The 16,740-nt window shown below is 56.3% G+C and carries 11 protein-coding genes and 2 pseudogenes; 8 read left to right on the top strand and 5 right to left on the bottom strand.

Annotated elements, in window-relative coordinates; genetic code table 11:
- A partial coding sequence (locus tag FVF58_RS37515) for a transposase (protein ID WP_149674734.1) occupies positions 1-334 on the bottom strand: 334 nt, incomplete at its 3' end.
- 152 nt (positions 335-486) lie between these two features.
- Here FVF58_RS37515 and FVF58_RS37510 point away from each other — a divergent pair.
- Positions 487-1,195 (top strand): annotated as a pseudogene (locus FVF58_RS37510) (transposase); the annotation flags it as partial.
- A gap of 142 nt (positions 1,196-1,337) precedes the next feature.
- The gene (glmS, locus tag FVF58_RS37500) at positions 1,338-3,155 is read left to right on the top strand and encodes a glutamine--fructose-6-phosphate transaminase (isomerizing) (protein ID WP_149674731.1); all 1,818 of its coding nucleotides are present in this window, start codon (positions 1,338-1,340) and stop codon (positions 3,153-3,155) included.
- Between the two features lie 12 nt (positions 3,156-3,167).
- Here glmS and FVF58_RS51810 read toward each other — a convergent pair.
- The 4 genes and pseudogenes from FVF58_RS51810 to FVF58_RS37485 form a co-directional block, all read right to left on the bottom strand.
- Positions 3,168-3,269 (bottom strand): annotated as a pseudogene (locus FVF58_RS51810) (transposase); the annotation flags it as partial.
- 1,636 nt (positions 3,270-4,905) lie between these two features.
- Complete coding sequence (locus FVF58_RS37495; protein ID WP_149674730.1) at positions 4,906-5,700, bottom strand: hypothetical protein; 795 nt, start codon at positions 5,698-5,700, stop codon at positions 4,906-4,908.
- A 52-nt stretch (positions 5,701-5,752) separates the two neighbouring features.
- Positions 5,753-7,273, bottom strand: coding sequence for a flippase (locus tag FVF58_RS37490; RefSeq protein ID WP_188131055.1), 1,521 nt, complete (start codon positions 7,271-7,273; stop codon positions 5,753-5,755).
- 365 nt (positions 7,274-7,638) lie between these two features.
- Entirely contained in the window at positions 7,639-8,118 is a 480-nt protein-coding gene (locus FVF58_RS37485) for a glycosyltransferase family protein (protein WP_149674728.1), read from the bottom strand.
- A gap of 1,175 nt (positions 8,119-9,293) precedes the next feature.
- Between FVF58_RS37485 and FVF58_RS37480 the strand changes: the two genes are divergently transcribed.
- From FVF58_RS37480 to FVF58_RS37455, 6 genes are all read left to right on the top strand, one after another.
- Positions 9,294-10,223, top strand: coding sequence for a polysaccharide deacetylase family protein (locus FVF58_RS37480; RefSeq protein ID WP_246217362.1), 930 nt, complete (start codon positions 9,294-9,296; stop codon positions 10,221-10,223).
- A gap of 107 nt (positions 10,224-10,330) precedes the next feature.
- The gene (locus FVF58_RS37475) at positions 10,331-12,574 is read left to right on the top strand and encodes a GNVR domain-containing protein (RefSeq protein ID WP_149674726.1); all 2,244 of its coding nucleotides are present in this window, start codon (positions 10,331-10,333) and stop codon (positions 12,572-12,574) included.
- Complete coding sequence (locus FVF58_RS55210; protein ID WP_246217361.1) at positions 12,540-12,698, top strand: tyrosine-protein phosphatase; 159 nt, start codon at positions 12,540-12,542, stop codon at positions 12,696-12,698. The genes FVF58_RS37475 and FVF58_RS55210 overlap by 35 nt, the downstream gene beginning before the upstream one ends.
- 111 nt (positions 12,699-12,809) lie before the next feature.
- Positions 12,810-13,472, top strand: a complete 663-nt coding sequence (locus FVF58_RS37465) for a YdcF family protein (RefSeq protein ID WP_246217360.1) — start codon at positions 12,810-12,812, stop codon at positions 13,470-13,472.
- Between the two features lie 446 nt (positions 13,473-13,918).
- Positions 13,919-15,154 (top strand): hypothetical protein, encoded by a 1,236-nt coding sequence (locus FVF58_RS37460; RefSeq protein WP_149674725.1) that lies wholly within the window; start codon positions 13,919-13,921, stop codon positions 15,152-15,154.
- A 56-nt stretch (positions 15,155-15,210) separates the two neighbouring features.
- Positions 15,211-16,419 carry a glycosyltransferase family 4 protein gene (locus FVF58_RS37455; RefSeq protein WP_149674724.1) on the top strand — a complete coding sequence of 403 codons (1,209 nt, stop codon included), beginning with the start codon at positions 15,211-15,213 and terminating at the stop codon, positions 16,417-16,419.
- Positions 16,420-16,740: the final 321 nt, after the last annotated feature.

The raw sequence follows: 16,740 nt of genomic DNA, 5'->3' as shown, positions 1-16,740 counted from the left end.
TGAACACCGTCGCCACCCAAACCGAATCGTCCATTGACAGACCGATAAACCATCGAAACAGCAGGTTGTATTGTGTTTGTTCCATGAGCTGACGTTCGGACCGGACGCTGTATAGCACCTGCACCAGCATCGCCCGCAGCAGCTTCTCCGGCGCGATGCTCGGCCGGCCTCCCTTGATGTCGGCCTCGTACATCCCCGCAAACACTCGATCCATCTTCGCCAGCGCCTCGTTCGCCATGACGCGAATCGAGCGCAGCGGATGCGAGGTCGGAACGAAATCGTCCAACTTACGCACTGAAAACAAACTCTCGGTGAATGTGTCGGCGCCGCGCATAATTTCGTGGTGGGTGAGCTTCTTACATCAACGCTTTTGCTATCCGTCGCGATGACTTCAGTGCGAGGTATTTCCGCAGCCTGCTAGGACTCGTCGGAGCATTTCATGAAGCGAGATGGTCTGGCATTGGCTGATGACACGCTTGAGGACACTGGATTCACGGCCAAAATCCGCTGCAGTACGGGTTCGATTTCGCACTGTGGACGCGCGCTCCTGTAGCCGGGCTGATCCGGCGCGAGTTTGATGTCAGACTGAGTCTGGCTTCGATCGGTACGCTGCTTGCCTGCCTAGGTGTGACGCCGCAAAAACCGCTCCAACGTGCCTATCAATGTGATCCAGTCGCCATCGAGCGCTGGCAGCACGAGACCTTTCCTGCCATTGCGCAGCAAGCCAGCCGTGAGAATGCCGATGTTTTCTTCTGGGACGAGTCTGGCTTTCGGGACGACCCGGTTCACGGCAGAACCCGGGCACAGCTTGGCGAGATCCCGATCGTCGGAGCTGGCGAACGCCAAAGCATGAGCGCAGCCTCAGCCGTGGATTCTAGGGGAGCTTTCTGGTTCGACACTTACCCCGGCGCGCTTACGGGCGAGCTGTTTGTTGTTCTGCTCGAAAAGTTGATGTTCTGACGTCGTCGCGCCGTGCGTAAAAGACCATGTGAGCAGCACCCAAGGGAAATTGACCCTGCACTTCCTGCCTGGTTACGCACCGGATCTGAATCCCTACGAGCTGGTCTGGAGCCGTGCCTGGCGTACCGGCGTTGCCAGACGTCCTTTGATGAAGGGCGAAAAACTCGCCCAAAGTGTTCGCCAACAGTTCGCCGATATCGGCAATAGTCCCGCTCGGGTTCGATCGTTCTTCTAATATCCATCTGTCCGCTATGTTACTGACTATGGGTAAAAGTCTGCGGCGTCTTTGGCAGTACAGCATGCTTTGAAAAAGTCCACGCGATGTGTCAAACAGTGTTGAGTTGCGAAACGGAGCAAACCATAGCCGGAGGAAGAATATGTGCGGAATCGTAGCGGGGGTTGCAGAACGCAACATCGTTCCAGTATTGCTCGAAGGCTTGCGACGGCTGGAATACCGTGGCTACGACTCGTGCGGTGTCGCAGTGCTTCGGGATGGCGCGCCACATCGCGTGCGCAGTCTGACACGCGTCCGCTCTCTGGATCGCGAGGTCCGCGAGATGGGACTCGAGGGCGGCACGGGCATCGCGCACACCCGATGGGCGACACACGGCGCGCCAGCGACCCAGAACGCACATCCAATCTTTTCGAAGAACGAGATTGCGATCGTTCACAACGGAATCATTGAAAACTTCGAGGCGCTAAAGACCACACTGACTCGCGCGGGCTATGAATTCTCGAGCCAGACAGACACCGAAGTGATCGCCCATCTGATCCATCGTTACTACAACGGCGATCTTGCGGACGCGGTGCGTCGCGCCGTGACCGAGCTGCGCGGCGCCTATGCGATCGCGGTCTTCTGCAAAGCCGAACCGAAGCGGGTGGTCGGTGCGCGGCATGGCTCGCCGCTCGTCATCGGGGTGAACGGCAGGGAATTGTTTCTTGCATCGGACCCGCTTGCGCTGTCCGACGTTACCGATCGGTTCGTGTTCCTGCAGGACGGCGAGATCGCCGATCTTTCCCGCGACGGCAGTCGGATCATGAATCGCGACGGCCAACCGGTCGTGCGGGGGGGGCGCACGTTGAGCCAGCCGCCCGCCGAGGCGGCCCTCGGGCCTTACCGCCACTTCATGCAGAAGGAAATTTTCGAGCAGCCACACGCCGTGGCCAGAACGTTCCGGCGCAAGAGGCCTTTCGACGCAACCCTCTTCGGAGCAACCAGCCCGTATGCGTTCGCCCCGATCGACCGCATCCTGCTACTCGGCTGCGGCACGAGTCACCATTCCGCGATGACCGCCAAGGCCTGGTTCGAATCGATTGCGAAGATTCCGGCGCAGGTTGAGATATCCAGTGAATATCGATACCGGGAGACGATCCCTGGCAAGAACACGCTCGTGGTGCCAATTTCGCAATCGGGCGAGACTGCCGACACGCTGGGCGCCCTGATGCATGCGCAATCGCTGGGTCACGAATACACACTCGCGATCTGCAACGTGGCGACCAGCGCGATGGTCCGGCAGTCGTGCTGGTCGTTCATCACGCAAGCCGGCACCGAGATTGGCGTCGCATCGACCAAGGCCTTTACCACCCAGCTCGTGGCGCTGTTTCTTCTCGCGGTGACGCTCGGCCGCTTGCGCGGTCACGTTGATGAGCAACAGGAAGCGACCTATCGTTCGCAGCTCTCGGGCCTCTCCACGGCACTTCAAAGTGTGCTTGCACGCGAACCGCAGATCATCGCGTGGGCTCATGAGCTCGCGCGCAAGGATGACGCCATCTTCCTCGGCCGTGGATCGCATTACCCGATCGCTCTGGAAGGCGCATTGAAGCTCAAGGAAATTTCGTACATTCACGCCGAGGGTTACCCCGCCGGCGAACTGAAGCACGGACCGCTTGCGCTCGTAACCGAGTCGATGCCGGTCATCGTGACTGCGCCGAACGACGGCTTGCTGGAAAAGCTGAAGTCGAACATTCAGGAGGTCCGCGCACGCAGGGGACTGGTGTACGTCTTCGCCGATGCCGACGCAAATCTGTCGAACGAAGAAAACCAGCACGTCATCCAGATGCCGGAGTATTACGGGACATTGTCGCCGATCCTGCACGTGCTGCCCTTTCAACTGCTCGCGTATCACACGGCGTGCACGCGAGGGACCGATGTCGACAAGCCGCGCAACCTCGCTAAATCAGTGACGGTGGAATAACGTGCGGGTCACGCTGCCAGTTGGTCCATCTTCACTCATCAAGGTCAGGTACGGAGCGGCGAAGCTCCATTCCTCGTCCGAAACATCCCTCGGGTATGGCTTGCGTTGTGTCATCACCCCAGGATACCAGGTCCGACTGAAAGTGCCTAACGCCGACTCGCGGCTTCCGCCGCAGCCTCGGGACGGGGAAGTCCCTTTCATTCTCTAAAATTTACGGCGCTGATATCGATAAAAGAATTCTATTTGAAGAAGACAGAATAAAGCCGTTTTACATTGATAAAACCGATCTGGCGAGTTTTGACGTATTGAAATCAGAGATACCGGATGATGTGGATCTGTTTACAGATGATGGCCTGCATTCGCCGAATGCCAACATACAAACGCTAGGGTTTGCGTTGACTAAAATCCGGATGGGCGGCTGAGCCGTTATCGAAGATATCGGGCAAGATGAGGTTTCTGTCTGGACCGTTACTTCCGCCCTTTTGCCAGAACAGTACCGGCCGTACATTCTCAACGACGAGCACGCGATCGTATTTCCAGTAAATCGTTTGAATTAAATTCTTTCAGACGCAACACGAAAGTAAGATGATGATCAGGCTGACTTCCCTCTATCCTGACGGTCCTGACGGGTTGCCCGTCGTGCGCGCCGACAAGCGACGCAACGCGTACCGAGCTTTCTGAAGGACGCACAGGTCCTTTCGATGACGGCGGCCCGGTTCAGGGTTCGCGTACCAGGGAGGCGGAGACCAAAGAGAACGTCGAATACCGCTAGCAGCGCAAGCACTGTCAGACCGAATAAAGCAATCGACAGGATTATTTCGACAATCTTCATACGATTAACCGGAAGCCGGAATTTAGTTAGACAATTTCGCTGAATGGTACCACTTTTATGTCAGATGGAAGCATGAATTCCAAGAGTCCATTCGGGCCGCGACACTGCACGGCGATCATATGTCCCGCAAAAATTGTGCCGGCGCATTGCCGTAGCCAAGTGTAGATAGATAGGGAGGTCCCTTTGAAACATAGGGAGGTTCCCTTGAAACTATTTCACATAATGTAGGGCTGAATGCGGCCGGAGTATAGCGCATGCGCCAGGGAGGGATCGGGCCACTATTGCGTGCCTCGGGGGTCGAAGAATACGCCCTCGGAATGCGATCTCCGGTAGGTATCCCTAAGGTGCTGTGGCAACTTGTTCGGCTGATCTGCTCGAACGACTAGCAGATGGTATGAACCTGCTGTCAATGGTTTCGCTGATCATCAGATCATCAAATGCTCCGTGAGGATGAGATGAGTGCAGCATTCAACGGCGACTTCATTGCCGTCAGCATATTTTGGGCAACCTCGATGAGGTTCGCGGCTGCATGTCCATCACGCAAGTTGCTCAAAACGCCCCGAATTCCCGTCGATTTTCATGTTCATACTCACCGACCGAAGGAATGTTTTTCCGGCATGAGTCGAAGCTCAAGCCTGCGCCTCTGGCGTCCCGTTACGCGGCTTAGGTCTTGACCTTTTCCTCGTCCCGGAAAGGCAGCTACCAAGCCGCAAGTCGGGAATGACTACAGGAACTGACACTGTCTGTAGAGTCAAGTGCAGCTGTCTGCATACAAGCCTGCAGCCAAATCCTCGTCGAGCGTCACAGCGATATTACCTTGCAAGCCGGGTCGCGTTCGTCAAGCAGCACGGCCGGTCGTGTTGCCTCATCGTAATTGTCGTCGGCGCGCTCTGTTTGTCGCTGGCCTTTCGACAGCGATTAACACAGAATCGCTGTAGACAGAATTTGTGCGTCCGCGCGAGTGATCGTCGTCATCGTAAAACATTTCCACTGCGTACCGACATATTCGAAACGCCCCACCCCTAGGCCCAGATTGGTACGGTACTTGTCCCACTCCGAGTCCGCAGCGAGCCAGTAGTCAGCGCCTACTGAGAGGACCACTCGCTTGCTCAGATCCGCCTTCGTGCTCCCCGCCTCAGGATCAAGCTTTGCCTCTAGTGTCACGATAACGCCCCGAACTGTCTGAGGGTCGATTTCCGCTCTCCTCGAGTTCGGCCAAAAATGAAATGCTGCGAAAGGGTCAGTGGTGGCGACTGTATTGCCTCCCGCGTCGCGCCCAATGTTGGCTTTGGTGTGTCGATTGTCCGCATAGTCGGTCTGAAACTGGGCGCCATCGAACGAGTTTTCCGACTGAACAAGCTTCAGATCTCCAGAAGTCGTCAGCACGTAAGTTCTCAGGTTTCGGAGCGATACACGCAGGCTGATCGGTTTGGTACCATCGGCGCGAAATATCTGCCCCCACCCAGTCATCGCGCGAAAGTTACGCGCGGTAGCGTCGATATCTTGAACGACAGGCTTGGTGTGCCAGCCAAACGATGCCGGAACTCCATACGGTATGGCTTCGTGCGACATCTTCATATGCCGCACCGCCTCTCCGACAGTGATCGTCAGCGGCGCTACGTCATTGGCCAGCGCCGCAGGGCCCGTCGTCATCGCGAGACATGGTGCGGCTAAGTCTACGAGGACCCGCAAAAAAGTCCGTGAGTGTTTCATTTGAACCTCTGTCATCAACACGACACGAAAGATCCGTCGTCAGGCGTAAGTTTCACTGATGCATTTTGCGGCTCTGTCGCGCTATCATGGCTAGGGCCAGGCTCGCCATTTGACGCAATAGAGCACGTTCCGTCTCGAGGAGTACATAGCGATAGAAGGCCAGCGACAGCACCGCGAGACATATCGTTCCGTAGACCACTTGCGAGCCTATGCCGTCGATGACGATAGCACCGCCCACAGTCAGCGTCTGCACACTGCAAATCAGTGCCAGTCGCCAAATCGCCGCGGCGGGCACGCGGGCCACGGCACCGCTCACCCATAGCAGCAAAACGAGGTCCAGCAACATCCGTGCACTCCAGACCACAGCCGCGCCTTCGATGCCATACCGCGCCAACGCCCATTGCAGACAGAGTACATGGACTGGCAGTTCGATGATGTGAAGCTTGGCGGTAACATCCGAGCGGCCGTTCGCCTGAATCAGATCCGACGGTACCCTCGCGAGACTATTGACCAGCAATCCGAGAGCAAGCACTTGCAGTACGAGCGCGCTTTTCTGCTCGAAAACCGGTCCCAGCCAGAGACGCAAAAGCGGATGTGCGACGATCACTAGGACCAGAACGAACGGAAATATACAAGCGGCCATGAGTTTGGTGCCGAGGCTCATCATCTCCGCCGCCGCCATTCCGTCTACGCTGAGCGCGATTCGCTTCGACATCAATGGGAACAGAACTCCCAGAATGCCTTCGGAAATGAAGTTCAGCCGGAATACTAGTTCAGAGGGCGTGGTGTAAAACGCTACAACCGCTGCACCTAGAGCCGAGCTGATAAAGAACCTGTCCATGTAATCCATGACAACAGACAACATGTTCGACAATGCCACCCAGCTGCCGTAGAACAGAAGATCCTTCAGGCTCACGGTTGGCTGGGATGTCGTCGGGTTCGACGGCGGAAACTCCCTGTACACGGCCACGGCGTACGCGAGGGTTGTCGCCACGCGTCCGACGACTAGGGTAGCCACCATCACGTCCAGTCGAACTGAGAATGGCAAAACACATGCAGGCCCGACGAAAAACCATATGCCTTGCAAGACGCGAACGCCGTTGGACACGTCAAAGCGTTGAAAAGCCTCGAGCACACCACGCAATCCACTCGCCAAGACAATAAGCGGAATGGCCAAACCCAGCATGAGGAACGATGCGCGGGTCTCATTCAGATAGGCAGGCTTGACGTTCAACCAGGCAATGAATGCTTCGTTGAAGAACAACAATACGGCAGATCCGATAAGGCTTATCAGAACCATCATGATCAATGCATTGCGCACCATGGGCCTGATTTCGTGAAGCTGACCACTTACCAAACTACGCGAAACATATAAGGTGAGGGATCGCCCCACGCCGAAGTCGAAAATCGAGAGATAGCCGATTGCGGTCCATGCGATCGTCAACAAACCGAACCGCTCGGTGCCAATATGGCTCAGCAGGAGCGGAATGACGCCAACCCCAACGACGAAGGGAAGAAGAGGCCGGGTGATGTTGTACACCAGATTCTTCACGAGCGACGGAGCAGCGGACATTTCGGACATCCCAAGAATTTAGACTCGGTGGCAACAGGATGCTCTCAGAACCGGTTCTACAGGAACATGACGCGGGTGAGAACATTGTCCAAGCGGTTTCGCACCAGAATCTCGCTCAACGAAACGAACTCGAATCGTCGGCGCGGACCGCGCCCGAGGCCGAGCATCAGTTCCGTGAATCGACGCCTGTCGCCCGCCGGACGTTGACCACGTGTAACAAGAAAACGACTGTTCTGTTCAGACGAAAACCAACAGTTTAAGCCTCTGAACATGCGTTCATAGCGTATTCGGATACTCCCACGGAGGCTCGTGTGGACGCCTGCCTGATCGTTTCTATGCTCCCAGCATTCTATTCAGAGCGGTCATCAACGACCACTTGGCCGAACGCCGATGCCGCGAGATAACACCATCACCCCTGCATCAAAAAGTCGCGCACCGACTCTGTCGAGATGACCAAATTTCGGGCCGACTGGTAAGAGAGCCGGTCGATCGCTGTCGCGTTCGGCATTTAACGCTTCCACCGAATTGGCAATACTTGCGGGGATTTCAGACGTCGTCCTGATCGGGAGAATTCGAGGTAATTCGGTTGAACTCTCGGCATGCTGCAGCGCGATCGGGAAGCTTCTGGCCACGCCCAGGCGGTTATCGCAGGCGATCCGCTGGACGTTTTCATGGTGCGAAGCAAAGCCGCGAAGGATAGACAGGTCGGAGCCGCGCGCCCTGTCGCCCATGATCAGCAGCGCGACGTCGACGTCATCCTGCGCCAGGAGACTGTCCAGTTGTTCGGCAGGGTACTTCTGGCCGTCGTAAGTCGACTGTATTATCGCTACCAGATCTTCGTGCATTGTGTTTCCGCTCCCCCGATTTCATTGGGATCCTTTCACTCGAATCTGCGAGCGCCCTACGCGAGTTCGACCTGATACCCGCTCCCAATCGCAAAATATACGTACGAGCCAAACGCATGTTTCGCAATCCGAAATGTGCGAGAAGTAATCTCGAATCGAAGCACAAAATCCACATCCAGCGAAGTGAAAACGCTTGACAACTGAAAACTTTGTAATTGATATTGCCCCCAGTGTTGTTAACAATACGCGTCGTTCATGGATAGGATCCGACAAAAATCCGTTTTAAACAGCACCCGGCGCCATGCTGAGGCTTGGACAACAATATCGCGACCTGAAAGGCGTCTAGGATCAGGTCGTGGACGACTCCAAGCACACGGCGGCAGGCATGCGACCATAACGCCTTGGCGTCGAGCCTGTCCGTCCGGCTACGAGACTCTGATCGGATGCAAGACGACTCTCGACGCCAAACTAGCCTCTACCGACAAACTTGATACTTTTTGATAAATCGGTCTCCGCTCACGTACGTGCTTTTTTGGGCAGCTATGCGAGTGCCGCATATTCAAGATCGACTCTGACTTTCAAACTAATAATATGATTGAAAGTTCAGACTATATCGCTGGGCGCTTCGTTGCCGAGAAAAAATATCATAAGACTCCTTTGCGATATGTGCGATACCGTACGCAGGTAAGATTAACTCCCCTGCAAGACACACTTGGGGCAAACCTTACTTTATTTCGCTAGCGCTCCCGGTCTAGTTGCTGTAATTTCAGGCGCACACTAGTCGAACAACGCTACCCCTCGGATCGACAATTCGTGCTCTGATATGAGGCGAAATGGCCGATGTTCGTACTTATTTTGATGTGGTCAAGTGAGGTATCGCAGAAGCAAAGAAGGGAACGCGATCTTGGAGCGCGGCAAAGCGCCCTCCAATCGTGATAACGCTAAGTTCCTCATCTCGGAAAGTGACTTGAGATTCGCTACGGATCCTATCTCATCGACGGTGTGCGCCTCGACGATTGCTACGAGCACATCTGACCGTAACGCAGGAATCCTGACAGTGCCTCAACCTGTATTGCCGTCCAGAACACGCGTGGTATGTCGGGAAACTGTTCGACGATGACGTCGGGATCGAGCGGTTATGGTTAGAGGGGGGGGAGGCGCGGAGTCGGTCGGTCATGCACGCGTGGGTGCCAGGTTATCCTTCATGGGAAGGGGCATTGGAAATGAGAAAGAAGGCGGCGCTAAAGGAAGCTCTTGTCCAGGTCGTGATCTGGATAGGCCTTGCGCGTGCGACGCGAATGCTGCTATGGCGCGACCGTGTCGCGATTCTGCTCTATCACGATCCCGATCCAGCGACGCTGGACCGACACCTCACGTACCTGAGCAAGTTCTGCGATCTGGTACCGTTTGACGACTTTAGTCGACCTGGAACGGGCCGTCCGCGCGCAGCGATCACGCTCGATGATGGCCATGCGGGCAATGCCGACCTGTTACCCGTCTTTATCAAGCACGAGGTACGTCCCACCATTTTTCTATGCAGCCGTATCGTTGGACGACCACGCATGCACTGGTGGATGCATCCGGGTGCCGAACGCGCGGGCCTCGAGCGCCTGAAGCGACAACCGAACGATACGCGCGTCGCGGAACTCGAGGAAGCTGGTTTTCGCCAGGACGGCGACGATGAGGCGACCGGGCTAACAATCAGCCAGATTAAGGCAATGCGGCCCTTCGTGGACTTTCAATCGCACACGCGATTTCACCCGATTCTCACGTGTTGCAACGACACCGAATGCGCAGATGAAATCGCCCTTTCGAAGCACGAGGTAGAGGCGCTCGTGAAACGCCCCTGCGAGCACTTCGCTTTTCCCAACGGCAACTATGGCCCGAGAGAGATTGAATTGGTAAAAGCGGCGGGGTACCGAACAGCACGCACTTGCGACATCGGCTGGAACGATGAACGGACCGATCCATTCCGTCTGCGAGCGATGATTATCGGCGATAAGGCATCGACCGCCTTGCTCGCAGTTCAACTAACAGGTATTCCGCGCTTGCTTAAGTACTGGCTTCGCAGCGGGCGATGGGACGGGCGTTTTCCGCAATTTTAGATGTGCGTCTTCGCGCAGTTCCTCGGCGGGTTTGCAGCTAGAGTAACCGACCAATTGGAATAGGTCGGCTCGGGCGCACCGCGTATCGTGTTCGGACGAGGGTTCCGATGAAAACGAAAGACCAGAAGCATGTTCAGCAACGTCCGTCGACCGACGGGATCGGCCTTGCTACTGCTATCGACTCCTTGCTGGATCACAGAAAGTTGATTGCAGTTACAACTATCAGTGCTTTTCTGATCGGCTGCGCCTATGCGTTTCTAGCTCCGCCAGTCTATGAGGCAAACGCGCTGATCAAGGTCGCCGATGGCGATAAGCAGCCGCCGGCGGCAGCAGATACGCTGAGTTACTACGTCGCGCCCGCTTTCAACGACAACGCATCGGCCGAGAGCGCGATTCAGGTTATCGGATCGAGGCGCATCGTTGCACAGGCGATGGCGAACAATAAGCTCTATATCGAAGCGAAACCGCACCGTTTTCCACTGATCGGGTCAGCGATCGCCCACTACAGAGAAGGCCTTTCTGCTCCAGGACTACTTGGGCTTGGAGGCTACGTCTGGGGCGATGAGACTATTAAGGTGGGCGCTTTTGACGTTCCCGCAAAACTAGAAAAGAAGAAATTCGCCATTCGCGCCCTCGCCAACGACCGCTACGAGCTGGTTGGTCCCGGGCTGAAGTCCAGCATTGCTGGACGCATTGGAGTGACGGAGCGATTCGACACGAAAGTGGGGCCGCTGACTGTACGCATTGACTCCATACACAGCAGGCCGGGAGGTGAGTTCATCGTCACCCGGAACTCGGAACCAGTGCTGGTAGAAGAACTGCAAAAGAAGCTCAAACTCGCCGAGGCGGGCACGAAGACGAACGTCATCAAGCTGTCCATGCAGGGCGATGACCCCGTAGTATTGGCTAGCACCGTCAAGGAGATCTCCGATTTGTATGTGAACTGGAACAACGAGCGCAAGGCCAGAATCGCGCATGATGCGCTCGCCCACATCAGCGAAGCCTTGCCGGATTTGGAGAAACAGGTCACAGAATCGGAGACCGCGTACAACAATTATCGCGACGCGAATGGGTTGCTCGATCTCAGTGAAGAGGGGCGGCTACTACTTAAACAAATCGCTGATAACAATGCGGCGCTGCTCGACCTTCGGCGCAAGCGTCAGGCGCTCTCCGCAACGCTCGCTGCCGCGAATCCGAACGTCGTGGCGGCTGACCAGCAGATTCAGGCAACCCAGCGCGAAATCGATGCGCTGAATCTCCGCGTGCGCGCCATGCCTCGGGCCGAGCAGATTGCTCTGCAAATGATGCGCAATGTTCGCGTCAACACCGACGTGTACGTGGCGATGCGCAAGTATGCGGAAGAAATGCAACTCGTGAGCGCCGGGAAAGCAGGCACGGCAGAAATCATCGATCCTGCAGAAATTCCAGGCCGTCCTGTCAGGCCTGTGAAGTGGCTGATCATGCTCAGTTCCCTCTTGATGGGCGCTGTGCTTGGGGGAGGAGGCGCCATCGTTTGGGATCGGTTGCGCCGGGGCGTGACCGATACCAATGACATTGAGTCCGCAAGCGGATTGAGTGTCTACGCGACGATACCGCTGAGCAACAGGCAGGAAGAGATCACGCGGAGAGCTGAACATGGTTTGCCACAGCAGTTGCCGCTCGCGGCCAGCTATCCGCTCGACCCCGCCATCGAGAGCCTGCGCATCTTGCGATCCGCCATCCAGTTACTGTTGATCGGCGCGCCAAACAACGTGATCATGCTCGCGGGCCCACTGCCCGAGATAGGCAAATCCTTTCTGGCGGCTAACCTCGCGACCGTGCTGGCTACGGGCGGCAAGCGGGTGCTGTTGGTCGATGGCGATTTAAGAAAGGGGCAACTCTACCGGTATCTCGGCGTTCCCAAGGGTGATGGTCTCAGCGAGGTGCTGTCGGGCCTTAGGCAGTTCGATGAGGTCGTCACAACGGGAGGAACGCCCAAACTCGATCTTCTTCAGACCGGCAGCTACCCGGCGGCAGCCGCGGATCTCCTGATGACCGGACGCTTCAGCGAGTGCATCCGGAATGCGTCACGGGCTTATGACATCATCCTGATCGACACACCGGCGGTACTACCGGTGTCCGACGCAGGCATGATGGCGCCGGTCGCCGGTTCAGTTTTCCTGGTCGTGCGCTTTGCAGATACGCTCGTCGGCGAAATCGATGCAACGATCAAGCGTCTAGGTCACGCGGGCGCTCGCATCAGCGGGATCATACTCAACAGGGTGAAGGTGCGCAGCAGCAACTACGCACTGGCGAGACGGTACGGCACAAGCGCCTATGTCGCGCATCACTACGACTCCAGTTTGCCGTGATGTCCTCCTCATCCACTGCCAGCATGGCGCGGACCGCACAGGGTTCGTGTCGGCGTTGTATCGCGTGCTATTCCAAAGCTGGACGAAGCAGCAGGCCGAGGATGAACTGCTCTATGGCGGGTAGGGCTTCCATCCTGTCTCGGGGAGCATCAAGCGCTATCTTGAGAACGTCGATGTCGAGTGGCTGCGGGGACAAGTGGGTATCGCGCCGCATCGTGCGTGACGCGGAAATTCCTTGGGAGCTGCGATGTCACGGAGATTGATTCGGTTTGCTCTGCGCGTCGGCGTTGCCACAGCGCTCTGTTGGTTTGTGGCTGCGGTTCTGATTTGCCTGAAGGGTATGACCGCGCCTTACGGAGACGCCGATATCGCGGTCATTCTCGGCAACGCGCTCGAAGATGACGGGACGCCAGGACCGATTCTCGTGGCACGGCTCGATACTGCCTTGCAATGTCATCGCGCGGGACAGTGTCCTACGCTCTTCGTGAGTGGCGCCATCGAAGATCCCGGCCTCAATGAAGCGGAGGCGATGCGCACATGGTTGATCGATCATGGCGTGGCGCAAGACGCCGTCGTCGTCGACGAGCACGGCAACAACACGCTTGCTTCGGCGCGAAACGCCATTGCTTTCATGCGGAAGCACGGCATGAGGCGCGTCATGCTCGTGACCCAGTCCTACCATCTTCCCAGAGCTAGGCTCGCAATCGAGCGGGCAGGCGCGCCTGTCGTCTATGGCACTTATCCCCATCACCTCCGCGCGATGGATGCTTATTGGACCTTCCGCGAGGTGCCCGCATATGCCGTCTATTTCGTTCGCCTCGCCCTCAATCCGGATGCGAGACCGGTGTCGTTCAGGCCTATGCTGTTTCTGCTGAAGTTGCTTTCGAAGTTCGGCTAGGGAGCACGCCGCGGCACAAAGCAACCCGATCGATATCGAACGAAACCGCTCATCCAGATAACAATGGAGATCCCGATTTGCTGTATCGAAACCTGATCGCCGCACAGCTGGCAAGCCTGCTCGCCGCGTCCGCCGCCTACACGAGCCATGACACGTATTGCGACGCATGCCCACTTACCAGACGGTCATGCCGGATCTGCAGGCACGTGCCGACGACCGCGCCTACGCCCTATATCATGGATTTGCGGTGGGGCAGCGACGATTTATCGCTTGCATGGGTATTCCAAAGGCTCGGGAGAACCGGACGATCTCCCTGTTCTGAACATGCTTGCATGGATCCGTCGTCCCGTCATGCCGTTGAAAAGTACACGTCACGGTGACGCCTACGCAAGAGGATCGCCGGCCGAGCCGGGCCGTCTGGCCCGCGTCATTTTTCGGGGGATGGTATGAATCTGAGGTTCGCCAGTAGCGAGTACGCGCGGAGCGGCGGCTTCTCCTACCAATCGTTTTTGCTGTGGGAATTCGGTTATGTAGCGATTCTCATGCTTTGGGCCTACACGGGTGATAGCGAGCCCGTGAAGCTTGTCGCCAACGGGTACGCATTTGCATTGGTATTGCGGGTCGGCATCGTGCTGCTCGCGCAAGCCAACCGGCTCGACCGTACCTCTCGTGTCCTCATGTGTTTCACGCTTTTTTTCGCTGTGGCCAATCTGATCGTCAATATCGATGACGCACAGGTCGGCGAGACCATCAAGATACTGTCCATTTTCATGTTCTATTTTGCGGGGCTAACAACTGACGAAGAATACTTCGAAAGCCCCCCGAACTTGTGGCTAGCCACACTGTTCGTTGGGGTGCCTGTACTCAGCGCGCTCTTCGATCTATACCGCGGGGGTGGAGCAGCGAGCAGTGACTTCAACGAACAGACGCTGTCTTTCTTCGCGAACCGGAACAATGCGGTCGCATTTGCCGTCGTCAGCTCGTGGGCGTTGGTGCTTGGCGGCGTCAAGCGCTGGCTGATCGTTGTCTACCTCGCCGCGTGCGTGTTCGCGTTCAAGACGTTGGGTGCATTGCTGGCCGTAACGGTGGCGATCTATCTTCTCTACCCGGGCTGCTTCAGGATACTGCCCAATCTATCAATTGGAGCCGCACTCACAGCGTTCTATGTCGAGTTCAACGAGAGATTCGACGTATTGTCGCGGGCGGGCACTGCCTCGCGCTCGCTCAATAGCGTGCTAGCGGAGTCGGGCGGAGTCTGGGGGCTTAGCAAACTGGACTACGCGCAGATCTACCTTGCCTCTGGAACCAGCGACATCTCGTTGATCTTCCGGCTGAAGCACTGGGTCAATCTGATCGGCCTATACATGGATGGCCCGCTGATCAATCAACTATTCGGTTTCGGTGTTGGGAGCAGCGTGAAACTCACAGATCTCAATCTTGTGCCTCACAACGACTATATGAGGTTCTTCTTTGAGCTCGGTCCCGGTTTGTTCATTTGCTTCGTCACGCTAAACGTTTTGATATTGAGAAACATTGGAAGGCAGTTCACAGGAATACCCGTGGTCTTTATATGTATTTATTTCTTGTCGGACAACCTGGTTAACAATTTCCTGGTGATGTCGTTTCTATATTTCACAGCAGGCGCCCTCTCAAGCAGCGTCCGGCATTCCGAGCTTAACTAGTCTGAAGACATGCGTGGCACTTAAGTTGCCAGCGCGAACGAAGCGTCGAGGAGATTATGAACACACGATTGCATATCTTGAACGTATCGCATAATCATTTCGTGAGAGGCGGTTCGGATCGGTATTTTCTTTCTCTGGGCGAGCTTCTTTCAAAAGAGGGGAACCTCGTGGTTCCGTTTTGTGCGAAGAGCGACAAGGACCAGCCATCGGAGTGGGCGACGTACTTTCCGTCCGGGGCGGACATCGAGTCGCCATCGGTGCTGGACGTTCTGAAGTATCACTATTCACCGGCCGCGAAATACAATCTTCGGAAGCTCCTTTCCGGCAATCGGTTCGATATTGCTCATCTTCATATTTACTACGGCAAATTGACTTCCTCGATCTTGCCGGTTCTTAAGGATGCGCGTATCCCGATCATTCATACCTCGCATGATTACAAGCTGATATGCGCGGTGTACAGCTGCAGTCGCGGTGGATCGCTCTGTGAGGCATGCCACGGGAAAGAATATTGGCGAGCGATGGTGCATAAATGCAATCGCGGTTCTTATCTGCGAAGCGCGATATCCATGTCAGAGTCATATGTTTCCCGATGGCTAGGCAGCGTCGACGCGATTGACAGATTTATCGCCGTGAGTCAATTCAGCGCAACTCGGATGGCGGAGAACGGAATTGATCCGCGCAGGATTTCGGTTGTGCCGAATTTCATCGACATTGCGCAGTTCACGCCACAAACGGAGACCGGACGTTACTTTGTCTTCTTTGGGCGGGTTGAGCAATCGAAAGGAGTCGGGACGCTAATCAAGGCATTCATGCAAATGCCGGATATTCCGCTCATGGTAATCGGGGAAGGGAATTTTCTTCCCGAGGCTCAGGCACTGGCTGCCACAAGCCCTAACATCAACTTTGCCGGCTTCAAGGACGGCTCAGAACTTTATTCGTTGGTGGGGCAGTCCGTTGCATCGATCCTGCCGTCGGAATGGTATGAAAACTGTCCGATGGCGGTTCTCGAAAGTTTTGCTATGGGGCGGCCAGTCATTGCCACGCGCATCGGCGGCCTGCCGGAATTGATCTCGCCGGGCGAAGATGGCGACATCATCGAGCCGGGAGATGTGGATTCGCTCTGCACGGCAGTACGGACGGTCTGGGAGCAACGCCGCAATCCCGGAATGGGCCGGGCAGCGCGACGCAAAGCCGAGCAGCAATTCTCCTCTGAGATACATTATCGGCGGATTCGAGACATTTATGACTCTCTTCGCGGCACATAGAATGAAAAGAGTGGCGCAAGGCTTTCTGCGGCTTGCCTGAGGCGCTAGCCGCGACCATCGAATTTGAGCAGGTGGCACTGCACGAAGGTTCTGTCAAGGACCGTGGACCTCGTCGCACTCGGGAACGGCGCGCGTGCCCGCGTTTCGGGCTAGGTGGACGGACGGAGTGTGTAATGGTTAGCCGTCGCGAACGATCTCATCGTTGTCCGTCCAACGTTTTTACGTACAATTGCTGTTCCAGCAATGCCGCCTCGATTGCCTGCTGAATAACGTGCCGGCCGCCTTGCTGGATCAGGTTGTTTAGACGAAGCAGGCCTCGGA

The sequence above is a fragment of the Paraburkholderia panacisoli genome, assembly GCF_008369935.1.
Lineage (GTDB): Bacteria > Pseudomonadota > Gammaproteobacteria > Burkholderiales > Burkholderiaceae > Paraburkholderia > Paraburkholderia panacisoli.
This window is presented reverse-complemented; position numbering and strand designations above follow the sequence as displayed.